The 21,572-nt window shown below is 62.8% G+C and carries 21 protein-coding genes; 6 read left to right on the top strand and 15 right to left on the bottom strand.

Annotation, left to right across the window (positions count from 1 at the left end; all coding sequences use genetic code 11):
- Positions 1 to 28: 28 nt before the first annotated feature.
- The gene (locus tag QWU44_RS00360) at positions 29 to 2,098 is read left to right on the top strand and encodes a TPM domain-containing protein (RefSeq protein ID WP_370913736.1); all 2,070 of its coding nucleotides are present in this window, start codon (positions 29 to 31) and stop codon (positions 2,096 to 2,098) included.
- A 5-nt stretch (positions 2,099 to 2,103) separates the two neighbouring features.
- Here the strand turns inward: QWU44_RS00360 and QWU44_RS00355 are convergent, their stop codons facing one another.
- From QWU44_RS00355 to QWU44_RS00345, 3 genes are all read right to left on the bottom strand, one after another.
- The gene (locus QWU44_RS00355) at positions 2,104 to 2,583 is read right to left on the bottom strand and encodes a hypothetical protein (RefSeq protein WP_370913735.1); all 480 of its coding nucleotides are present in this window, start codon (positions 2,581 to 2,583) and stop codon (positions 2,104 to 2,106) included.
- A gap of 19 nt (positions 2,584 to 2,602) precedes the next feature.
- Positions 2,603 to 3,142: a hypothetical protein gene (locus QWU44_RS00350; protein WP_370913734.1), complete on the bottom strand. Its 540-nt coding sequence runs from the start codon at positions 3,140 to 3,142 to the stop codon at positions 2,603 to 2,605.
- A gap of 75 nt (positions 3,143 to 3,217) precedes the next feature.
- Positions 3,218 to 4,603, bottom strand: coding sequence for a glycine--tRNA ligase (locus tag QWU44_RS00345; RefSeq protein ID WP_370913733.1), 1,386 nt, complete (start codon positions 4,601 to 4,603; stop codon positions 3,218 to 3,220).
- Positions 4,604 to 4,975: 372 nt separating this feature from the next.
- Between QWU44_RS00345 and QWU44_RS00340 the strand changes: the two genes are divergently transcribed.
- Positions 4,976 to 5,419 (top strand): Fur family transcriptional regulator, encoded by a 444-nt coding sequence (locus QWU44_RS00340; protein WP_370913732.1) that lies wholly within the window; start codon positions 4,976 to 4,978, stop codon positions 5,417 to 5,419.
- Between the two features lie 22 nt (positions 5,420 to 5,441).
- On the opposite strand, the gene QWU44_RS00335 is transcribed toward QWU44_RS00340, so the two are convergent.
- The 9 genes from QWU44_RS00335 to dnaJ form a co-directional block, all read right to left on the bottom strand.
- Positions 5,442 to 6,533, bottom strand: coding sequence for a VIT1/CCC1 transporter family protein (locus QWU44_RS00335; RefSeq protein ID WP_370913731.1), 1,092 nt, complete (start codon positions 6,531 to 6,533; stop codon positions 5,442 to 5,444).
- A 24-nt stretch (positions 6,534 to 6,557) separates the two neighbouring features.
- Complete coding sequence (locus tag QWU44_RS00330) at positions 6,558 to 7,334, bottom strand: isoprenyl transferase (RefSeq protein WP_370914271.1); 777 nt, start codon at positions 7,332 to 7,334, stop codon at positions 6,558 to 6,560.
- A gap of 19 nt (positions 7,335 to 7,353) precedes the next feature.
- The gene (gene recO / locus QWU44_RS00325; RefSeq protein ID WP_370913730.1) at positions 7,354 to 8,121 is read right to left on the bottom strand and encodes a DNA repair protein RecO; all 768 of its coding nucleotides are present in this window, start codon (positions 8,119 to 8,121) and stop codon (positions 7,354 to 7,356) included.
- Position 8,122: 1 nt separating this feature from the next.
- Complete coding sequence (gene era, locus QWU44_RS00320; protein ID WP_370913729.1) at positions 8,123 to 9,043, bottom strand: GTPase Era; 921 nt, start codon at positions 9,041 to 9,043, stop codon at positions 8,123 to 8,125.
- Between the two features lie 139 nt (positions 9,044 to 9,182).
- Positions 9,183 to 10,505 (bottom strand): hemolysin family protein, encoded by a 1,323-nt coding sequence (locus QWU44_RS00315; protein ID WP_370913728.1) that lies wholly within the window; start codon positions 10,503 to 10,505, stop codon positions 9,183 to 9,185.
- Positions 10,506 to 10,507: 2 nt separating this feature from the next.
- Complete coding sequence (ybeY, locus tag QWU44_RS00310; RefSeq protein WP_370913727.1) at positions 10,508 to 11,128, bottom strand: rRNA maturation RNase YbeY; 621 nt, start codon at positions 11,126 to 11,128, stop codon at positions 10,508 to 10,510.
- Entirely contained in the window at positions 11,125 to 12,060 is a 936-nt protein-coding gene (locus QWU44_RS00305) for a PhoH family protein (protein ID WP_370914270.1), read from the bottom strand. Before QWU44_RS00305 ends, ybeY begins: the two co-directional genes overlap by 4 nt.
- Before the next feature lie 142 nt (positions 12,061 to 12,202).
- Positions 12,203 to 12,982, bottom strand: coding sequence for a 16S rRNA (uracil(1498)-N(3))-methyltransferase (locus QWU44_RS00300; protein WP_370913726.1), 780 nt, complete (start codon positions 12,980 to 12,982; stop codon positions 12,203 to 12,205).
- Positions 12,979 to 14,112, bottom strand: coding sequence for a molecular chaperone DnaJ (dnaJ, locus tag QWU44_RS00295; protein ID WP_370913725.1), 1,134 nt, complete (start codon positions 14,110 to 14,112; stop codon positions 12,979 to 12,981). Before dnaJ ends, QWU44_RS00300 begins: the two co-directional genes overlap by 4 nt.
- A gap of 286 nt (positions 14,113 to 14,398) precedes the next feature.
- Here dnaJ and QWU44_RS00290 point away from each other — a divergent pair, with 286 nt between their 5' ends.
- Positions 14,399 to 14,602 carry a hypothetical protein gene (locus QWU44_RS00290; RefSeq protein ID WP_370913724.1) on the top strand — a complete coding sequence of 68 codons (204 nt, stop codon included), beginning with the start codon at positions 14,399 to 14,401 and terminating at the stop codon, positions 14,600 to 14,602.
- A gap of 72 nt (positions 14,603 to 14,674) precedes the next feature.
- On the opposite strand, the gene hrcA is transcribed toward QWU44_RS00290, so the two are convergent.
- A complete protein-coding gene (hrcA, locus tag QWU44_RS00285; protein WP_370913723.1) occupies positions 14,675 to 15,703 on the bottom strand; it encodes a heat-inducible transcriptional repressor HrcA in 1,029 nt (342 codons plus the stop codon).
- 220 nt (positions 15,704 to 15,923) lie between these two features.
- Here hrcA and QWU44_RS00280 point away from each other — a divergent pair, with 220 nt between their 5' ends.
- From QWU44_RS00280 to QWU44_RS00270, 3 genes are read left to right on the top strand one after another with little or no spacing between them, the layout of a single operon-like run.
- Positions 15,924 to 17,582, top strand: a complete 1,659-nt coding sequence (locus QWU44_RS00280) for an HlyD family efflux transporter periplasmic adaptor subunit (protein ID WP_370913722.1) — start codon at positions 15,924 to 15,926, stop codon at positions 17,580 to 17,582.
- Positions 17,579 to 18,271 carry an ABC transporter ATP-binding protein gene (locus tag QWU44_RS00275; RefSeq protein WP_232958984.1) on the top strand — a complete coding sequence of 231 codons (693 nt, stop codon included), beginning with the start codon at positions 17,579 to 17,581 and terminating at the stop codon, positions 18,269 to 18,271. Before QWU44_RS00280 ends, QWU44_RS00275 begins: the two co-directional genes overlap by 4 nt.
- The gene (locus tag QWU44_RS00270) at positions 18,268 to 19,542 is read left to right on the top strand and encodes an ABC transporter permease (RefSeq protein WP_370913721.1); all 1,275 of its coding nucleotides are present in this window, start codon (positions 18,268 to 18,270) and stop codon (positions 19,540 to 19,542) included. Before QWU44_RS00275 ends, QWU44_RS00270 begins: the two co-directional genes overlap by 4 nt.
- Positions 19,543 to 19,552: 10 nt before the next feature.
- Here the strand turns inward: QWU44_RS00270 and hemW are convergent, their stop codons facing one another.
- Both hemW and QWU44_RS00260 read right to left on the bottom strand, forming a co-directional pair.
- Complete coding sequence (hemW, locus tag QWU44_RS00265; protein ID WP_370913720.1) at positions 19,553 to 20,731, bottom strand: radical SAM family heme chaperone HemW; 1,179 nt, start codon at positions 20,729 to 20,731, stop codon at positions 19,553 to 19,555.
- Positions 20,728 to 21,429 carry a hypothetical protein gene (locus tag QWU44_RS00260; RefSeq protein WP_370913719.1) on the bottom strand — a complete coding sequence of 234 codons (702 nt, stop codon included), beginning with the start codon at positions 21,427 to 21,429 and terminating at the stop codon, positions 20,728 to 20,730. The genes hemW and QWU44_RS00260 overlap by 4 nt, the downstream gene beginning before the upstream one ends.
- Positions 21,430 to 21,572 lie beyond the last annotated feature (143 nt).

Here is a 21,572-nt window from a genome sequence, read left to right as displayed (position 1 = left end):
ATGAAACTGATCGCGGTACCCTTGGGCCATGAATTCTGCAACACGGTTCCTTCGAGCCTGCAACACTGACCGATCGGTATCTTCGCCGCTGATGCGCCGGAGGTTCCCCGCACGGCTCGCCGGGACGACAGCAGTGTGCCTGATGGCGCTGCTCGGTGCAGGCGCGCCAGTTGCATGGGCCGTACAGGACATCTCCGTCGTCGCACAGCAGCCCGGTGCTCTCACCTCCACGGTCACGGATCATGCTGGAGTTCTGAATCCCAGCCAGGTGGCGGAACTAGAGTCGAAGATCAAGGAATACCAGAAAACCTCGTCGCGCAAGATCTATGTCGTGTTCGAGCGTGATTTCGGCGGCATCGAGGGTTCGACGTGGGCAGAACGGGAGTTCCGCGCCAATGACGGTGCGAATGTCCTGATTTTCGCTGTGGCGGTCGAGTCCCGGGATTTCGGTCTGAGTTACGGAAAGGAATTCTCCCCGTCCGAGGCAGAACGTCTACGGTCCACTGCCTATGAGCACCTGGTGGAAGATGATTTCCCGGGGGCTGCCTTTGCTCTTGTCGATGCTGCTTCAGGTTCCGGTGGGGGTGGCGGCATGTCGGGCACGGGTTGGTTGTTCCTGCTCGGTGGTGGCGGTGCGATGGCGGCGGCATTCCTCGGCATCAGGCATTCCGCAAAGAAAAACACCCGGGAGAAACGGAACACCCTGCTCGCTGATGCCCAGCGACTGGCCCCGGAACAGTCTGATCGATTGGAGGATCTGCCACTCGATGTCCTGGAGCATCTGGCGCAGGATGAACTGGTGAGTACGGATGAGTCGATTCGCGGGGCCCGCGAGGAGCTGGATCTCGCTGTCGCTGAATTTGGCGCGGAACGTACGAGGCCGTTCACCCGTGCCATGAACGATTCGACGGGAACACTGCAACGTGCGTTCTCGATCCGTCGACAACTCGATGATTCGATACCGGAGGATGCCGTTACCCGGAGGAGCCTGCTGATCGAGATCATCACGAGTTGTAAAAAGGCCGATCAGGCGCTGGAGGCACGGGCCGAGGAGTTCCACTCAATGCGGGATCTTCTCATCAACGCTGACAGCCGACTCGATGAACTCACCCGTCGAACCATCACGCTGCGAACTCGGCTACCACAGGTACGTGATTCCCTCACCCAGATGCATGCTCGCCTCGATCCGCAGTGGATCTCCCCGCTTGAGGACAATCCGGATCTCGCCGAGGCACATGTGACCGAGGCGGAATCCACGATGGAACATGCACGCTCTCTCATCGTGAAACCCGCTGGCCAGCAGGGTGGTTTGGTGGATGATATCCGGCACATCGAGTCTGCGCTGCAGCAGGCTGAAATGCTGATTGATGGCGTGGAACACGGGGAATCGAACATTCGTGCCGCACAGAGCAATCTCGGCCCCCTCGCGGATGAGATCAGGACCGAGATCTCCGAGTCACGTCAGATCATCGCGGACGCCGGACGCGACGGGCTCGATGTCGACCACACCGTTCTCACTGAGGTGACGAACCGAGCGGAACGTGAAAGCGCAGAAGCATTGAGCCGCGCCGATTCAGATCCGTTGGGGGCCTGGGAAACGTTACTCGCGTTGGATGCGGAGCTTGATGATCATCTGGCGACGTTCCGTTCGGAGGCCGCCGACGCCGGCCGTCGACAAGCCATGTTCAACAGGGCACTCAGCACTGCAGCCGCTACTCTGCAGGCAGCGGAGGATCTCATCTCCACCCGCGGCAGGGTAATCGGGGGCACCGCACGGACACATCTCGCCGCAGCGAAGCGCCTCCATGCCACAGCCCTGCAGCAACGCAACACTGATCTGCGTTCCGCGACTCGAGCAGCAGGGCAGTGTGTGTCCGCATCGAACGCCGCACTCGCCTGCGCCCAGAAAGACATCCGTGATTACGAGCGCCGGATGAACCGCCGTAACGGCAGCGGCAACGGTGCATTTCTCGCTGGTATGGTGCTCAATTCCATTCTCAGCAACGGAGGCCGGGGTGGCGGCTTCGGTGGAGGCGGCGGCTTCGGGGGAAGCAGCGGAGGGGGCAATCTCGGCGGCTCCTTCGGCGGGAAGTTCTGAGCTGATCAGACCTTCACGTTGTGTTCGACCGCATCCACAAGGACACACGCCCAGGACAGTACAATGCCTGGAAACATGGGCAGGTCCGTGTGCCTGGGGCCGTCGAAAACCGCCAGGGATCCCCGGTGGTCGGGGTGAGTCCGGGCCACCACCCCGTATGGCCCGATGATGTCCCGGTCGGTACCGAAGAATGATCTTCTCCGCAAGGTGTACCTGGTCCCCGAGCAATAGGCAGCCAGGCGGCGGACGGTGAATCCCGTTTGCACGACGGTGTAGACCTCCCCTCCGGAAAGGGTTGCCCGGCAGCGGAACCGCAGTCCGGGGGCCGATCTCTCGATCAAAATCCGCTCCCCGGATGTGTGGATCACTCCCGCTGACATCATGGCGATGATGTTGCCGTGCCCGTCACGGAGGTAGCCATCCGCCCAAACCCAGTGGTTCGGGGATTCCTCAGCAAATAGGCCGGCCCTGTCCTCATCATCCATCAGTATCGGATCCCGGCGATCAGTTGAGGAAGAACCAGATGATCAGTGGAGTGAGGATGAGCAGACTCACCGTGAGCACGAGAGTGGAGCTGATCATCTTCGCTTCGAGGGCCTTCCGGGACACCCATGCGGTGAACACGGCTCGGTCGAGCGGCAGCTCCGCGTCCGCTTCCATTTCGACGATGACGCGACGTACCCCGTGATTCGCACCGGAGAACTGCCCTAGTTTCTTCCCGTCGGACGCCTCGATGACCCAGTCGGACCGGGATTCGTTGACCAGTACAGCTTCAGCGTCACCTGCAAAGTCCACGGTGATGGTCTTGGCACGGGCGAGCCTGGACTTGTCCGGGGTCGCGGTGAATACCCTCCCGTCGGCGAGAGTCGCACGGAGTGGACCTGATTTCGAGGCGGACAACCGCCACTCTTCGCCTTCAACTGTGGCGGAGTGGTTGTCTGCGGGCTCGGTCCCGAAGACGGCGACGTCTCTGTCCCCCAGTGCGAGAGACAGTTTCGTGTTTCCGTCAGTCGTTTGCCGTGGACCCCAGGTCAGATTCTCCATGGCGGTGTGTCAGCCTTTCTTCCGGTGAACGAATGCGCCCCGAATCAGGGCGCCGGGTTTCCCCTGAGCATGGTTTCAGCAGCCGAGCAGTCGAGTGGCCAGGTAGCTCTCCAGCTCGTCGATGGCGACGCGCTCCTGCTCCATGGTGTCGCGCTCCCGGACTGTGACGGCATGGTCCTCGAGGGTGTCGAAGTCCACGGTGACGCAGAACGGGGTACCGATCTCGTCCTGCCTACGGTAACGACGCCCGATGGCACCGGAGGTGTCGTACTCAATGTTCCAGTGCTGACGGAGCATTTCGGCGATCTTCTCGGCGGTCGGGGTGAGCGTGTCCTTCTTGGACAGCGGCAGGACCGCGACCTTGACCGGGGCGAGACGACGGTCGAGCTTGAGTACGACGCGCTTGTCCACCCCGCCCTTGGAGTTCGGGGCCTCATCCTCGTGGTAAGCATCCATGAGGAACGCCATCATCGACCGGCCGAGTCCGGCAGCCGGTTCAATCACGTACGGGGTCCAGCGCTCTCCACTCTCCTGATCGAAGTAGGAAAGATCCTCCCCGGACCCCTTGGTGTGGGTGGAGAGGTCGAAGTCAGTCCGGTTGGCCACGCCCTCCAGTTCTCCCCACTTACCGTTGGCGAAGTGGAACGCGTACTCCACGTCTACGGTGCGCTTGGAGTAGTGCGACAGCTTCTCCTGCGGATGCTCGTAGAGGCGCAGGTTCTCCGGGTCGATACCGAGGTCGACGTACCAGTTGAAACGGTGATCGATCCAGTACTGGTGCCATTCCTCGTCCTCTCCGGGCTTAACGAAGAACTCCATCTCCATCTGCTCGAACTCCCGGGTCCGGAAGATGAAGTTGCCCGGGGTGATCTCGTTGCGGAAGGACTTGCCGATCTGCGCGATACCGAACGGCGGCTTCATCCGGGCCGAGGTCATGACGTTCTTGAAGTTCACGAAGATGCCCTGAGCTGTTTCAGGGCGCAGGTAATGCAGCCCCTCGGCATCATCGACGGGACCGAGGAATGTCTTGAGCATTCCGGAGAACTCGCGGGGTTCGGTCCACTTTCCGGGTTGTCCGGTCTCTGGATCGTTGATGTCGGCCAACCCGTTTGCCGGCGGGTGTCCGTGCTTCTCCTCGTATGCCTCCAGCAGATGATCAGCACGGTAACGCTTGTGGGTGTGAAGAGACTCCACCAACGGGTCGGTGAACACCTCCAGGTGCCCGGATGAGACCCACACCTGTCGGGGGAGGATCACCGAGGAATCCAGTCCGACGACATCGGGACGGGAGGTGACCATGGAACGCCACCACTGCTTCTTAATGTTCTCCTTCAGCTCGACACCGAGCGGGCCGTAGTCCCACGCGGAGCGGGTACCGCCGTAGATCTCGCCGCAGGGGTAGACCAGTCCGCGTCGTTTACAGAGGTTCACGACGGTTTCAATGGTGGTTTTCTGTGCCACGATTCTTCAGTACTCCTAATGGAAGATTTACGGTTTCATGGTGCGGGGTAACAAAGCCGTGGAGAACACGGGTGGAGGCGGCCTAACCACACCGGATTACCTGGTCATCCCGGTGCGCCGCCGACACGGGGTTCTCACCCTGCACCAGCTCCAGTCCAGTCTAGCCCGCCGCTCTTGGTGTCCAGGCTCCACCCGGAGTTTTGGCCCATGGTTGACTCCCCGTGAAAGGAACGCAGACGGTACGGATGAGTCGGACGCGCTATCATGTGGGGAACAAGCTGTCCCACGATCATCCGCCACGGCGGCCGGAAGCTGGATTCCCGGGTAAAACCCGGCCATCTGACCACGCACCCTGCAGGAAGGACCCCACACATGTCCGCCAACCAGGACTCGACGATTCCGAAGCTGGGTGTTCGCAGCACCCGGCAACGCGCTGCCGTGGTCGAGGTTCTCCGCGACCTCGACACCTTCGCCTCCGCGAAGACCATCCACCGTGAACTTGGCGAACGCAACCACAAAGTCGGGCTGACCACGGTGTACCGAACGCTCCAGTCACTCGCCGATATCCACGCAGTCGATGTTCTCCATATGGCCACTGGGGAATCCCTCTACCGGCACTGCGATACCGAAGCGCACCACCACCATCTCGTCTGTACCGAATGCGGTCACACCATCGAAATTGAGGGGGGTCCGGTGGAGAAGTGGGCGCTGGAGGAGTCACGTCGCAACAATTTCGAACTCACCGGGCACACCGCTGAGGTCTTCGGCGTATGTGCGGACTGTCGGATCGGCGACAGGGCCGACACCGGTAGCTGACGGAACAGCGAGCAGTCAAGTGTCAGACCACCGCACCGATCGCATTGCCCAGTGCAAAGGTGACCGCTGCCGCACTGAGTCCGATCACGAGCTGTATAAGAGCCTTCCGAACCGGCGGGACGCCAGACAGTAAACCTACGACGGCACCCGTGCACAGGAGCGCGATACCGACGAGTACACATGCCACCACGGCCGCCGTGATGATCGGTAACCCGAAAAAGAACGGCACACAGGGGATCAGCGCGCCCGACGCGAAGAACAAGAAGCTCGACATAGCCGCTGACACTCCAGAGCCGACGACCTCCGAGTCAGCAGGTGCCGCACCAACCGGAACCGTCGAGATTGCCTCCCGTTCCACGGGCCGGTTCGCCTGAATTCCAGCGAACACCGCAGCAGCCTTCGCCCGCGCCTCCTCACCGTTCATTCCCCGTGCCCGGTACACGAGTTCGAGTTCATTGGAGTTCACATCCAACTGGGGGAGCTGCGCGGAGGCCATCGGGTCGGCTGTCGACGCATCGAGAAGATCCCGCTGCGACGACACCGAGACGTATTCCCCGGCAGCCATCGACAGCGCCCCCGCGAGTAGTCCGGTCAACCCCGTCAGAACGATCACACCGTTCCCGGTGGCTGCTCCCACGACTCCGAGGACCAGCGCGAGATTACTCACCAGACCGTCATTCATCCCGAAGACAGCCGCACGGAAGTTACCGGACAACTGCTCCCGTCCTCGCGCCGCCAGTCCACGGACAACCTCGGCATGGATGCACTCATCCGCCGTCATCTGGTCCGTGGCATCTTCATCATCCAGGTACGGGGTCCGCTGTTCCGCGGACTGCATCAACGCAAGAGTGAATACACTGCCGAAACGGCGGGCGAGGAAACCCATCAGGAGAGTGGAGTAGTCGGGACGTCGGGGCATTCCCACGTAGTTTCCCAGTAGCGTGCGCCAGTGCTCCTCATGGCGAGCCTCCGCCTCAGCGATAGCCAGCAGGATCTCCCGTTCTTCACCCGTTTTGCGGAGGGCGAGCTCACGGTAGACGGCGGCCTCCGCACGCTCATTCGCCAGGTAGCGCTGCCACCGTTTGATCTGCGCCCGGGATGGCGTCTGGTCCATAGGACAACCATTTTCCTCTGTCATCTACCGGACCCCACCGAATCGTCGGTCGCGGTGTGCATACTCGATGACGGCATCATAGAGATCCTGCGGCGTGAAGTCGGGGAACAACTTGTCCTGGTAAACCATTTCCGCATAAGCGGACTGCCATAGCAGAAAGTTCGAGGTACGTTTCTCACCCGAAGGCCTCAGAAAGAGGTCGACATCGGGCATATCGGGTTCATCCAGGAAGTTCGGGAACGTTGTCTCGGTGATCTGCTCAGGTCGCAGCCGACCCGCCGCTGCCTCCACCGCGATGGCCCGGGCTGCATCGATGATCTCGGCTCGCCCACCATAGTTCACGCACATCGCGAGCGTCATCGTCGTGTTGTCCTTGGTCAGTTCCTCCGCAGCCTCTAACTCACGAATCACCGACCGCCACAGCCGCGGTCGCCTCCCGACCCATCGAACGCGCACCCCCTTGGCGTGCAGACCGTCACGCTGTCTGCGCAGGACATCCCGGTTGAAACCCATAAGGAACCGAACCTCATCGGTGGACCGCCGCCAGTTCTCCGTCGAAAACGCATACGCCGAGAGGTAGGGCACTCCGAGAGCGATACAGGCATCCACGACATCGAGAAGCACCGCTTCCCCCCGTCGGTGCCCTTCCGTACGCTTCATACCACGTTTCGTGGCCCAGCGGCCGTTACCGTCCATCACCAGAGCAATGTGCTTGGGGAGGAACTCGGCGGGAATTTCTGGCGGAGTGGTGTTCGCAGTCACCGCTCCATTGTGCCACCCGCATCTGCCCCTGGGAACCATCCCGGTGGCGTGCTCCGGTTCATCCCTGATCAAGCAGGTCCAGGGAACGAACGCGGTGCTCCAGATGCCACTGCAGATGCGCCCGGATCAACTGGTGCGCCTGCCCCGCGAAGTCGGTGAACAACCCATCCCCGGACCGTTCGGAGGCGAGCCGAGCAGCATCCACCGCAGGCCAGGCATTATGAGCCAGCCACCACATGAGCCGAAGCACCGCTGCATCCGGTGTCGCAGCCCCCGGTGGTCGACATGTCCCGCACACGGCGCCACCGGATGCCGGATGAAAAGCATGATGCGGACCTGGGCGTCCACACTGCGCACAGTCGAACAGACTCGGGGACCATCCGGCGTGCGCCATAGCGCGGAGGAGAAAGGAGTCGAGCTCTACCGTGGGGTCGATGACGGTGCGGAGTCTGGGTAGTGTGGCGGCAGCGGCATCGAACAGCCACGGATCATCCCCCGACTCCGCGACAGCGAGACGCTCCGCGGATTCAAGGACCGCACAGGCACAGGTGTAACGCGTGTAATCCTCGATGAGTCCCGATCCGTGATAGGCCACGGTGTCCGCCCCGGTGATGCTGTGCAGATTCCTCCCCGGATGAAGCTGAACGTCAAGCTCCACGAAAGGCTGCAACCTGGAACCAAACCTGGAGCGTGTGCGCCGTACCCCTTTCGCTACACCACGCACGAGGCCGTGTCCACGGGTGAGAAGAACGACGACGCGATCTGCTTCACCGAAATCATGGGTCCGCACCACGAGCGCCCGGTCGCGGAAGCTCGGGGCACGCATTCTAGAAGCCGAGGCGGCCGAGCGCCTTCGGATCGGACTGCCAGTTCTTCAGTACTTTGATCCGTAGATCGAGGTAGATGTTCTGGCCGATCAACTCGATGATCTCCTTACGGGAATTATGGATGATCCTGCCCAGACGCCGACCGTCCTTACCGATGATGATGTCCTTCTGGCCGGGACGTTCCACATAGAGGACCGCGTGGATGTCGAGGACATCGGGGCGTTCCTCGTTCGGCAGGACCTCATCGATCTCGACGGCGACGGAGTGCGGAAGTTCATCCTTGAGACCCGCGAGCGCGGCCTCACGGATGAGTTCCGACATGCGGGTGTTCCGGTCATCATCGGTGACATGATCATCCGGATAGAACTTTGGCCCCTCAGGGAGCACTCCCGTCAGGACATCAACCAGGACATCGAGTTGTTCACCGGATTGAGCGGAAACCGGGATGACCTCGCAGTCACCGCCGAGCATCTCGTGCAGGGCCATCAGTTGTACGGCGACGCTGTCGCGGGAGACCTTGTCGACCTTGGTCACGATCCCGAGGATCGTGGTTTTCGGCGCAACCTTCTTCACCGCATCGAGGATCCACCGGTCGCCGGGACCGATCTTCTCGTCCGCAGGCACCGTAATGCCGATGACGTCGACGTCCGAGTAAGTTTCCTTCACCATTTCGTTCAACCGCTCCCCCAGAAGAGTCCGCGGTCGGTGGAGACCGGGAGTGTCCACGACAATGATCTGCGCATCGGGCCGATGCACGATGCCTCGGATCGGATGGCGCGTGGTCTCCGGCTGGTTGGCGGTGATGGCGATCTTCTCGCCGACCAGTGCATTCGTCAGGGTGGACTTGCCTGTGTTGGGCCGTCCCACGAAGCTGACGAAACCGGAACGGAACCCCTCGGGGGTGTCGGTGAATGAAGTCAACGTTGTTCTAGTCCTCCACGGAGCCGAACGGCCCCGGATTGTCGATGGGTGGAATCCGCGGGTGGCACATCGATACGTGTCCATCCCCGGACGAAACTCCATCGTACCCCGTGGCCGCGCCACCACAGCCGCTCTGCGATCAGTGTGACTCGATGCTCCCCAATCCCGAATCGAGAACTGTCACGATGACGGACCGGACACGCATCCGGCCGCGTCGGTCCCGCCCACCCTCGGCTGTGAGTTCCAACCCGCAGGTCTGAACAGTCGCTCCAGGTAAAGGTACCCTACCGAGTTCGTAGGCGATGAGGCCGCTGACGGTTTCCACCTGGTCCGTGACGTCTTCACCAAATTCCAGCTCGATACCCAGATCCTCATCCACGAGATCCCCCAGGTCTTCAAGGGTGAGCCGGGAGACAACCCGGTATCGGCCAGAGTCAAGCTTCTCGATCGGTGCGACCTCCGCGGAATCGTACTCGTCGGCGATCTCGCCCACGATCTCCTCAAGGATGTCCTCGATGGAGATGAGACCGGCGATACCGCCGTACTCATCAACGAGGAGAGCAATGTGGTTCCTGTTCAGCTGCATCTCCCGTAGGAGATCATCGAGGTTCTTCGAGTCGGGAACGAAGGTGACGGGCCGCATGACATCCACGACACTGACGCTGTGCCCGTTGTCACTCGACGAGTACGTCCGCTGAACGAGATCCTTGAGATAGACCACACCCACGATGTCATCGACGTTCTCCCCCACCACCGGAATGCGGGAGAACCCGGAACGGACACACAGCGCTGTCGCCTGACCTGCAGTCTTATCCGATTCGATCCAGATCATCTCGGGGCGGGGCACCATGGCACTGCGGGCGGTGGTCGACGCGAGATCGAACACCGACTGAATCATGCGCCGCTCACCGACCTCGACGATTCCGTGTTCCTGAGCGATGTCGACCATCTCCCTGAGCTCGACCTCAGTGTTGAACGGACCGTCGCGGAGACCTGAACCGGGGGCGAGAATATTCCCGATCCAGATGAGGACCTTCGTCACGGGGCCCAGCAGATGCGCCAGCAGAGACAACACGAGAGCCGATTTGAGGGACACCGTGTAGGGATTCTGCCTCCCGATGGTCCGGGAGTAGACACCGACAACGACGAAAGTGATCAGGGTGAGAACACCGATCGCCGCAACCATCGCCCACCCTTGTGAGGGAACTAGGTGGAACGCCAGAGCACCGGTGCACACCGCGGCAGTCGATTCGAGCAGTGTCCGGAGTAGCACCAACAGATTGATGTGGTCCGCACGGCGGTCGATGACATGGAGCAATTTCGCCGCACCCGGATGCTCATCTTTGACGAGTTCCTCAACCCGGGCGCGGGAAATCGAGGTCACGGCAGATTCGACGGAGCCGAGCGCACCGGAGGTTACCAGGGCCGTTACTGCGCCGAAAGCCAGTATGACTGGATTCACGGTCAGTTCTTCTCCGTCGTATCTGGTTCATCCGTGGTGGGTTCAGCAATCACCGGTATGGTGCCGTCGGTGTTCACGTGATCGAGGGCCTCCCGCTCCGAGGCTGTGGGGAACGCACCGGGGCCTGAGGGTTTGGGCTGGTAGCTGACGTCACGTTCGACGAGATCGTCATACCAGTCAGCGAGAATCTCGTTCTGGAGCGCAAACATCTCCCGTTCCTCATCAGGCTCGACGTGATCGTAACCGAGGAGGTGCAGTACCCCGTGGACGGTGAGCAGGGACAGTTCATGGTCCAGGCTGTGTCCCGCACGAGCGGCCTGGCCTTCAGCGAACTCGGGGCACAGCACGATGTCCCCCAGCATCGCGGGGCCGGGATCTGCGGAGTCAGGCCGCCCGGAACCCGGTGTGAGTTCATCCATCGGGAAACTCATCACATCGGTCGGACCGGGAAGATCGAGCCAACGTTCATGGAGTTCAGCGATAATATCCGGGTCAACGATGTACAGGGAGCATTCCGCCTGCGGGTGCACGTCCATCCGTGAAAGTGCGTAGCTGCAGACATCGATGAGCATTTCCTCATTCACGTCGCCGTACGCCGCCTCGTTGAATACCTCAATACTCATGAAAGACCCTGTCCCTTCGTCTCGGTGTTTTCCCAGTCGTCGTACGCATCGACGATTCGGGCGACGAGTTGGTGCCTGACCACATCCTCACTCGACAGTTCAGCGAAGTGCACCCCCTCAACACCACGGAGGATGTGCCGGACCAAACGCAGCCCAGAACGCTGTCCACCGGGCAGATCCACCTGAGTGACGTCGCCCGTGACAACCATCTTCGACCCAAATCCGAGCCGCGTCAGGAACATCTTCATCTGTGCCGGTGTGGTGTTCTGCGCCTCGTCGAGGATGACGAAGGCGTCATTCAGCGTACGACCACGCATGTAGGCGAGCGGGGCCACCTCGATCACCCCGGCCTCCATGAGCTTCGGGATGATCTCCGGTTCAACCATGTCGCGCAGGGCGTCATGGAGCGGCCGCAGGTACGGATCGATCTTCTCGTTGAGTGTTCCGGGCAGAAACCCGAGCTTCTCACCTGCTTCGACCGCCGGTCGAGTGAGAATGATACGGCTAACCTGCTTGGTCTGCAGCGCCTGTACCGCTTTCGCCATCGCCAGATACGTCTTGCCGGAACCTGCGGGACCCAGGCCGAACACGATGGTGTTGTCGTCGATGGCGTCGACGTATTCCTTCTGCCCGAGGGACTTCGCCCGGACCACCTTGCCCCGACGCGCGATGATGTCACTGGCGAGGACACTGGCAACCGACTGCGGCGCTTCACTGGTAATGAGGTTGACGGCGTGCTTCACGGCCGTCGGACTGATGTGCCCGCCCCGACGCGCGGTGGCTTGGAGCTCATCAAGAACCCGACGGGCACGGGACACCTCGTGCGCGGGTCCGGTCAGAGTGACGGCATTGCCACGGACAAAGATATCGCAGTCGACGTACTTTTCCAGCGCTTTCAGGTTGCCGTCGGTGGTACCGAGCACGTTCGGCACGAGGGCCGCGTCGAGATCAAAGGTCTCGGAGACACTCTCGGTGGTGTTGTAGATTGCCACGTGTGGGTCTTCGCCTGCTTTCGGGGACGTGTTCGACAAGGGCTGTGCGCCGACCGTGGGGCCGGTGGACTCGTAGTGGACCTTACCAGCGGGAGCTGGACACCCCGATGGCTGAGAGCGCCGACAGTGCGGCGGTCGCCGTGCGCAGAACTTCGGGACCGAGCCGGACAGCGCACGCCCCGGCAACCGTGAACCGCTCAACCTCCGCCGGAGAGAGACCTCCCTCCGGTCCAACAACCAGAACCACATCTCGGGACTGCTCCCAGTTGATCGTGGCGAAGGGAACACTCGATTCCTCGTGGAGAAGCACTGCCACCCCACCCGAGGCAACGGTTTCCCGGATCAGTTTCTCAACATCCCTTACCTCTGCGAGGAAGGGGATGAGTGGAACATCGGCCCGCCGCGACTGTTTTGCCGCTGCGACAGCGGCGGCCCGCCACTTGCTGAGCCCCTTATCCCGTTTGGCCCCGGACCAGCGGGCGATGCAGCGCTCCGCCTGCCACGGGATGATCGCGTCCGCCCCACCCTGGCAGGCGAGGTCGACGGCGAGCTCTGCACGTTCAGATTTCGGGATCGCCTGGACGACCGTGACCCGAGGAACCCGGTTCACCGGAGCCAGCGTCTCCGCCGCAATCAGACTCATGGTGTCCCTGCCGCCCGTGTCCCGCACCGTGCAGCGGACAGCATTTCCGCGCCCGTCTACGAGAACCAGCTCATCTCCGACACCGAGGCGACGCACGCTCACCGCATGTCGTGCCTCCGGGCCAGTGACGGTGATGGTTTCCCCGGGGCCCGGTAGCGGTTCGGGTTCCGTCCCCGCGAGGACCGCATCGAGGTCCGAGAGAAAGACGGGAAGTGTCATCGCCGGAAACGATTGCGTAGCCGACTGAAGAGGGTCTCCTCGCCATCGCCCTCACGGTTGACCTCGGCGGAGTCCTCCCGGTGGTCACGGAGCTGTTCCAGCAGTGCGCGGGAGCGATCGTCCAGTTCCCGGGGGACCACGACATCGAGATGTGCGACGAGATCACCCGCCCCCTCGGAACGCAGGCGCGGCATACCTGAACCGGCGAGCCGAATCCGGTCCCCTGGCTGGGAACCCGGCTGGAGTGTGATGGTCATCGGCTCACCTGTGAGAGATTCCACCTGAACCTCAGTCCCGAGAGCCGCATCGACCATGGGCACGCGCACCGTGAGATGGAGATCGTCCCCCTGACGACTGAACACGGGATGCCCTTGAACCGAAATCTCCACATAGAGGTCACCTGCTGGCCCACCACCGGGACCGACCTCGCCCTGCCCCGCCATCCGAATCCGCATTCCGTCGTCGATACCAGCGGGCACCGTGACCACGAGATCACGTCGTGCCCTGCACCGGCCCTCACCATGACACCGGTTACAGGGATCCTGGATGACGTCTCCGGTGCCCTGGCAATTCGGACACGGGCGGCTCGTCATCACGTTGCCGAGGAAGCTGCGCTGCATCTCCTGCAGCTCACCGGTACCGGAACAAGTCTGACACGGAACGGGCTTCGAGCCGGACGCAGAACCTGAGCCGGTGCATTCCGCGCAGAGAACAGCAGTGTCGACGGTGATGTCCTTGCGCACCCCGACGAACGCGTCCTCCAAGGTGATCGAGGTACGCAGGAGTGCATCGGCGCCCGGCTGAACACGGGACCGGGGGCCACGTCCACCACCGCCACCACCGAAGAACGCATCAAAAATGTCGCCGAAACCACCGCCGCCGAAACCACCGCCGAAACCACCAGCGCTCCCCTGCTCTGCGGGGTCACCACCAAGGTCGACGATGCGCCGTTTCTCCGCATCCGTGAGAATCTCGTAGGCGAGCGACACCTCCCGGAATTTCTCCGCGGCTTCCTCCCCCGGATTCACATCCGGATGGTACTTGCGGGCGAGTTTGCGGTAGGCCTTCTTGATCTCCGAGTCCGAGGCGGAACGGTCGACGCCGAGAATGCCGTAGTAGTCACGAGCCACGTTGTCTGATACTTCCTTCTGTCACCGGCCGCGCTGGGGCCGGAATGAGGGTCTTGGTTGCGTGTTCGGGAACGGGGTAACCCCCGCATCTCTTTCATATTAGTGAGCATGCGCCACTTCACCTAAGCGGGGACCAGCCGCCCGGCACCGATGCTGCTCCCCGGGAAAACCCCCACCGAAACTGGGCCTTACCTGACGCGGCGAGCGTGACTACAATGACCTCCACCATGTGAACACAGACACTGTCCGCCTCATCGTCACGACACGCCACTCAGGAGGTTCTGACATGGCCAACACACAACACTTCTACATTTCACTCGGACTCATGATCCTGGCCCTGCTATCCGCTCTATTCGGACTCACCGCCTGGACAGCCATATTCCTGGTCATTCTCATCGCCTGGTCCGCCTGGGGAGAATTCGGTTCAGGAAACATCGTTGCGCGCGGAGGCGCGAAAAGCACCCCGAACAAGAAACCCCGGGTGCGCTGACCCGTTTTCCGGGTGTCTTACCCCGCCAGTTCCGTACTGCGGGGTGGGGCGTTCGGCCGGTAGAAAGCAGCATCAATCCCCGCCGAGAACGCGGGAGACGTAGCGGGCGACGGCCTGGACTTTGGCGATGGTGCCGGGGTAATCCATATAGGTCGGGCCGACGACGCCGAGACCACCGAAGGTCGCACCGGTGGTCCCGTATCCAGTGCTGACGATGGAGGCGCCCCGCAACTGGTCGTCCTGGTTCTCTTCACCGATACTCACGTGTACGACTCCGTGTGCGGTGACCCCGGACAACAGTCGGAGCACCACGACCTGTTCCTCCAGAGCGTCGAGGACCGTGGGGAGACCTGCGGGAAAATCACCAGTCATACGGGAGAGATTCGAGGCACCGGCGAGGACCATCCGCTCACTGGGGGCTTCGACGAGTGTTTCAATGAGTGTGGTGGATGCCCGGATGACAGCGGTTCTGATGTCCGCAGGGGCATTCACAGCGAGATCGGCCATCGAGACGGAGGCATCGCCCAGGGTCTTGCCCACGAGCGCCTGGTTGAGTACATCACGGAGTCTCGCCACTTGATCGGCGGTTAGTTCGACATCTGTGTCAACGTTACGTTGATCGACACGCCCTGTGTCGGTGATGAGGACCAGCAGAATACGGGAGGGGGTGAGTTGTACCACCTCACAGTGCCGAACCCGGGAGACACTCAGGGTGGGGAGCTGTGCGACGGCGGCCTGACGGGTGAGCTGGCTGAGCAGTTGCACGCCACGACGGAGGACGTCTTCCAGATCGACGCCATCCTCGAGGAAACTCTTTATCGCGCGTCGTTCCACCGGAGAGAGTGGCTTGACCTCGTGGAGCGAGTCGACGAAGAGCCGGTACCCCTTCTCCGTGGGGATCCGTCCGGAGCTGGCGTGCTGCTGCACGATGTAGCCCTCTGACTCGAGGACAGCCATGTCGTTGCGGATAGTGGCGGAGCTGACCCCGAGTCGGTGGCGTTCAACCAGCGCCTTGGAACCGACGGGTTCGTGGGAGGCAATGTAGTCGGCGACGATGGCGCGCAGTACCTCGGCGCGCCGTTGGTCGGTGGCTCCGGCCATGTCCGATCCTCTCCCCTGATGTATTCCCGGCGGTGGTCGGGTGTGCGACATCACCGGAAATCTTCTTCCACTGTCAGTGCTCCAGTATAAGGGCCGGTACAGATACACAGCTTTCCCCCAGCTTCCTCCCGGTTGCACCCCGGGAAGGCACCCTAGCGTGACATTTCAACCGACCTGTGCGAGTCGCAGTATCCGAAAGACCGAAAGGCCCTGGTTTCCGATGTCACTTTCCTCCGTTCTCCGTGTCCCCCGCCCACACCGTCTACTACTCACCGGGGCGGCCGCAGCGTTGTGTCTCGCCGCCACGGGTTGTTCCGGGAGCGGGGACGGCACAGTCCTGGCTGCCCACGAGTACCGGGTGGCGGAGGTTGAGGATGTGAGCCGGGCGATCCAGACCACCGCGACGGTGACGGCCGCGAAGACGGAAGCCGTGACCACCGCTCTCATCGGTCCTCTCACTTCCCTGTCAGTGACAGCCGGAGACCGGGTCGAGGCCGGACAGTTGCTGGCGACCGTCGATGTGTCCTCTGTGGAGAGGGAACTCGCGAATCAGAAGTCACAGCAGGCGACGACACTGACCTCGGAACTCAACTCCCTGGAGCAGGCGCAGCAGAAGCATCGCCAGTACAAGGAGGGACTCGATCAGTCATTGAATCCGGAGGTGAACTCCGCACAGGCGGCACTGCGCACGGCAACGGCCGCACACGAGGACGCCGTGCGCGCATTCGAGATGAAGAAAGCGGATGCACTCAACGGCAGTGATCCGCGCCTGGTCGAACAGGAGCGTGCCCTCGAACAGGCACGCCAGCAGGTGCTCAACGGGGAGATCAACTTGGCTCGGGCCGGTGTTGCATCTGCCGCCGCAGCCTTGCAGACCGACCCCTCGGTGGAGGGCGTGCAGCAGTCCGTGACCACCCACATCGGCACGGTGGAGTCAGCGACCGCCCTGCAGAACTCGGTGAAAGATCTGAACAACCGCCAAGCTGCGTACACAACCGCACTCCAGGCGGTGGACCGTGATCTGGCGGAGGCTCAGCGGTCGGTCGCTTCAACCTTCGAAGCGAAGAAAGAAGCCGCTGTCTCCGTGGAATCGGCGAAGCTGACCGCCCGTCAACAGTTGGAGTCCCTGGCCAGTGGTGTCGAACAGGCCCAGCGTGCGGCCCAGGTAGCCCGGGAGTCCGTCGGTCGGGGCACCGATCATCTGACGCGGGACATCAACGCGAGAGAAATCCGGGCACCGTTCACCGGGGTGGTGGTTAACGTCGGTGCGGAGGTCGGCCGCCCTGTCGCCGGTTCCGTGGTGACCCTCGCGGATGATTCCGGGATGATTCTGCGCACCGAGGTTCCGGAGGTTGATGTGGCTGATCTGAAACCCGGCGCGGAGGTCACGTTCACGACGGCGGCGACCGGGGGCAAGACGTTCCGTGGAAAGGTGGCACGGGTGTCCCCCGTGGCGGGAGTCCAGGTGGGTGTTCCGGCGACCCAGCAGGCTGGGACGTCCGGTACCGCTTCTTCCGGTGCGCAGCGTCCGACGTTCCCGGTGGAGATCACGATCGAGGGGGACACGAAGGATCTGCGGATCGGCGGTAGCGCCCGGGCCAGGATCGTGCTTGCGGCGGACAAAGGTGGTCTCGCGGTGCCCCGTGAAGCGGTGTTCGAGCGTGCCGATGGTTCGAAGGCGGTTCTCGTCGTCACAGGTGCCGACGGCCCCGGGTCGAAGGGCACCGTGGAGGAACGCCGCGTCGAGACGGGTACCGAGGGGGACGTCACCGTCGCCGTCACCGGTGGCGAGCTGAAGAAGGGTGAGAACGTGATCAGCCAGGGGTCGACCCGTCGTGATCTGCTGGGTACCACGGTGACGCTCGGGGACGCCGCATGAGCCCACTGGTGGAGATGCGGGGCATCGTCAAGACGTACAACATCGGTACCGAGGGGGAGCTGACGGTGCTCCCGGGGTGTGACTTCACCGTGGAGCACGGCGAGTTCGTCTCCGTGGTGGGTGCCTCGGGTTCGGGTAAGTCGACGCTGATGAACATCATCGGGCTGCTCGACCGGCCGACGTCCGGTAGTTACCATCTCGCGGGCGTCGATACGCAGGAGCTGGACAGCGATGCTCTGTCGGAGCACCGCAGCAGGTCGATCGGGTTCGTATTCCAGAACTTCAACCTCATCGGCAGGATCAGCGCCCGACGGAACGTGGAGATGCCGATGATGTACGCCGGTGTATCGCGCGCGGAACGTACTGAGCGGGCCGTCGAACTGCTGGAGATGGTCGGCATGGGCGGGCGCTTGGATCACCGGCCCAATGAGCTGTCTGGTGGGCAGAAACAGCGCGTCGCGATCGCCCGCGCCCTGGCCAACGACCCGGAGTTCATCCTCGCGGATGAACCCACCGGCGCTCTGGACTCGCACACCGGTCGTCTGGTCATGGACATGTTCCACGACCTGAACCGGAATCAGGGCAAGACCATCGTTTTCATCACCCACAATCCCGAGCTCGCAGCGGAAACCACCCGTGTGGTCACCATGCGTGACGGCCGCATCTCCGAAGGGGACCTGCTCCAGTGAACTTCAACGAAGCCCTGCGACTCGCGGTCGGCAGCATCGCAGGCAACAAGCTGCGGGCACTACTCACGCTGCTGGGTGTGATCATCGGTATCACCTCGGTCATCATCGTCCTCACCCTCGGTTCCTCACTGAAGACACAGTTGGTGAAGAGTCTCGCGGATTCCGGGGCCAACGACTTCTCACTGCAGGTCGAGTCCCGCACCGCCGAGAGCGGTGATGACTTCTTATCCCCCACTCCGGTACCCGCCACATCAAAGATCACCCCGGAGCTTATCGACCGGTTGCGGACGAAGTTCACCGGCCAGATCGTCGGAATCCCGATCGGCGAGACCTCTGATCTCTCTGGAACGGTCAGCCTCTCAGACCAACCGCAGACCACGAAACGCGCCCGTATTCACGGGGTGAACCCCGACTTCATCACGATGAGAACCACTGGCGTCACCGCAGGCCGTCCCGTCACCGATGACGATGTTGCCGGTGCCCGACCTGTTGCGGTCGTCTCCCCGGAACTCGTCACCGCCCTTTTCGGCGGGGACACCGCCGGTGCCCCCGGCAAATCCGTCGATGTTGAGGCGACGAACGGGCAAATCATCTCACTCACTGTCATCGGTGTTACCGGGAAATCCTCCGGCGGTGGGATATTCGGCGCCGGAGGTAACGAAACACCGGCGCTCTACATTCCGTGGTCCTTGGAGGACCGTCTCGGCGGCGACCCCGGAACATGGACCCGGCTGTCGGTGCGCCCCGTGGCAGGCACCGACGAGGAGTCTTTCCGCAGGGAACTGTCGGAGTTCGCGGCCGCCGAGTACACGACGGACCCGGATTTCACGGCGAAGGTCACCGACATGAAGAAGGACATCGATTCCTTCCGCCAGGTCATCGACTCGCTGAGTATCGGGTTATCCGTCATCGCGGGTATCTCCCTGCTCGTCGGAGGAATCGGGGTCATGAACATCATGCTGGTCACGGTGACGGAGCGGACCCGGGAGATCGGTATCCGCAAGGCGCTCGGGGCGAGGAACCGGGACATCCGACTGCAGTTCCTGGTGGAGGCGATGATCATCTGCCTGTTCGGTGGTGTGATCGGTGTGCTGCTGGGCACGGCGCTCGGTGTCATCGGCGCGAAACTGATGGGCACGATGGTGTTCCCGCCCATCGCCGGTGTGCTGTTCTCACTCGGGTTCTCCGTGGCAATCGGCGGTTTCTTCGGGTTCTACCCCGCCGCCCGTGCCACGCGCCTCAACCCCATCGAGGCTCTGCGCCACGAGTGATGGCGACAGTTTAATCCTCAGCGACGAGAATGTCCGCGATGATGCCATCGGCGAGCAGCCGCCCGCCGTCGGTGAGCGCCAGCCGACGCCGACCTTCGGCACGACAGATCCACCGGAGCAGACCGGACTCCACGTACCCGGCGATGACTTGCTCAGCGCCGGGGCGCAGATCCGACTCATCAACACCGTCGCGTAGCCGCAGGCCGAGCATCAGTTTCTCGGTGTGCCGGTCGATGTCTGAAAGACGCTCGGAGTCCTTGACCGGCAGCTCACCCCGCGCACAGGCGGCCGCGTAGGTGCGCGGGTGTTTGACGTTGAAGAAGCGGACCCCACCCAGGTGGGAGTGGGCGCCGGGTCCCGCACCCCACCAGTCGCCGTCACGCCAGTAGCCGATGTTGTGGTGGCACTCCCCACCGGGGCGGGCCCAGTTGGACACCTCGTACCAGTCGAATCCGGCGCCGCGCAGGGCATCGTCGATGAGCTGGTAGCGGTCGGCGAGCACATCCTCGTCAGGTGCGGGGAGCAGCCCCTTGTTCACTTTGCGCGCCATGGCGGTGCCGTCCTCGACGATCAGCGAATAGGCGGAGACGTGGTCGACCTCCGCCGAGAGAATCGCGTCAAGGGTGGCGCGGACGTCATCGTCGGTCTCGGTGGGGGTTCCGTAGATCATGTCGAGGTTGACGTGCTCGAACCCGGCGGCCCGGGCCTCGCGTGCCGCGGCAATGGGCCGCCCCGGTGTGTGCCGCCGTTCGAGGACAGCCAGAACGTTGCCCGCTGCGGACTGCATACCGAGGGAGACCCGGGTGAACCCCGCGCCCCGCAGCCGGTCGAAGAACTCGGGTGACGTGGATTCCGGATTGGATTCGGTCGTGACTTCGGCGCCTGGGGCGATGCCGATGTGGGTCCGGACGCCTGCGAGGAGCCGGGTGAGGCCATCGGCCCCCAGCATGGACGGGGTACCGCCGCCGACGAACACGGTCTCTGCGGGGCGGAGGATCCCGTCATTGTCCATCCGCTCCGCAGCGAGCCGAAGTTCGATGTCGAGTGCGGCGAGATAACTCTCCGGGTCGGCACCGGTGCCGAGTTCGCCGGGGGTGTAGGTGTTGAAGTCGCAGTAGCCGCACCGGCTGGCGCAGAAGGGCACGTGGACGTACACCCCGAAGGGTGTCGCCGGGTCAGCTCCGGTCACGATGCGAAGCCACCGCCGTGTGCACCCCTGTTGCGCGCGAGCTTGCGGGCAACCTTCGCCACGACGGCGTCGACACGCGCACGTTCCAGCAGGAAGGTCGGGGGATTCGATCCCCGCATGGTGCGGCAGTACGCCGGATGTCGCCGGGCAACGGTGGTGAGCCAGCCGTCGGCGGCGGCATCGACGAGGGTCCGGGTGTGGGCGAACATCAGGGGCAGGCTGACCGCGTCGAGATCATCGGCGGCGACTGCCGTCTGGTCGAGTACCCACTCGACGATGTCCTCGAGCTGCTGCACGACGTCCCGGGTGCGGGCGGACAGCGAATCGCTGAGCTCGCGGACGATCATCGGGGCGACGGAAAGCGGATGGACGGTGACCAGCACCGTGGCATCGAGCAGGTCGGGACGCTGAACCTCGGGTGCACGGGCGACCGCCCCCCGCACGCTGACGGAACCGGAGCGGAGGCCGGAGGTCAACGCCTGGCGGAGTCCGATGAGTTCGGCGATGGTGCGCCGGGAATCAGTGCGGGCCTCATCGATGATGAGTTCCAGCTCCGCCAGACAGTCAGCGACCAGTTCCTCGTCGTAGTCGGCGATCGCCTGCGCGAGATGCTCGATGTATTCCGCGACCTCATCCCCGATGTTGTAGACCTCCTGGGTCAGCTCACGGTGGCGCAGCAGGGCGTCAGAGTGTGGCAAGGCTGCTCCTCGGTGGATCTTCCCGGCGAATCGGGAGGTCGGTCAACATCAGTGGTTCTCCCGCCGACGGCGGGGACTCCGATTACAGAACTCTAAGCGCATTCCCCGGCTTCGTGTGGGTGCCTCGCCGATGACACGCCCGC

Origin of the sequence: Corynebacterium sp. CCM 9203 (assembly GCF_041357675.1) — a bacterium.
Classification (GTDB): Bacteria; Actinomycetota; Actinomycetes; order Mycobacteriales; family Mycobacteriaceae; genus Corynebacterium.
Note: the sequence above shows the minus strand (reverse complement) of the source record. Positions and strands in the feature narration are given on the sequence as shown.

Coding starts and splice junctions, on each gene's coding strand:
- QWU44_RS00360 (WP_370913736.1), top strand. CDS start 29: ATGAATTCTGCAACACGGTTCCTTCGAGCCTGCAACACTGACCGATCG.
- QWU44_RS00355 (WP_370913735.1), bottom strand. CDS start 2,583: ATGGATGATGAGGACAGGGCCGGCCTATTTGCTGAGGAATCCCCGAAC.
- QWU44_RS00350 (WP_370913734.1), bottom strand. CDS start 3,142: ATGGAGAATCTGACCTGGGGTCCACGGCAAACGACTGACGGAAACACG.
- QWU44_RS00340 (WP_370913732.1), top strand. CDS start 4,976: ATGTCCGCCAACCAGGACTCGACGATTCCGAAGCTGGGTGTTCGCAGC.
- QWU44_RS00335 (WP_370913731.1), bottom strand. CDS start 6,533: ATGGACCAGACGCCATCCCGGGCGCAGATCAAACGGTGGCAGCGCTAC.
- QWU44_RS00330 (WP_370914271.1), bottom strand. CDS start 7,334: ATGGTTCCCAGGGGCAGATGCGGGTGGCACAATGGAGCGGTGACTGCG.
- recO (WP_370913730.1), bottom strand. CDS start 8,121: ATGCGTGCCCCGAGCTTCCGCGACCGGGCGCTCGTGGTGCGGACCCAT.
- ybeY (WP_370913727.1), bottom strand. CDS start 11,128: ATGAGTATTGAGGTATTCAACGAGGCGGCGTACGGCGACGTGAATGAG.
- QWU44_RS00300 (WP_370913726.1), bottom strand. CDS start 12,982: ATGACACTTCCCGTCTTTCTCTCGGACCTCGATGCGGTCCTCGCGGGG.
- QWU44_RS00290 (WP_370913724.1), top strand. CDS start 14,399: ATGGCCAACACACAACACTTCTACATTTCACTCGGACTCATGATCCTG.
- hrcA (WP_370913723.1), bottom strand. CDS start 15,703: ATGGCCGGAGCCACCGACCAACGGCGCGCCGAGGTACTGCGCGCCATC.
- QWU44_RS00280 (WP_370913722.1), top strand. CDS start 15,924: ATGTCACTTTCCTCCGTTCTCCGTGTCCCCCGCCCACACCGTCTACTA.
- QWU44_RS00275 (WP_232958984.1), top strand. CDS start 17,579: ATGAGCCCACTGGTGGAGATGCGGGGCATCGTCAAGACGTACAACATC.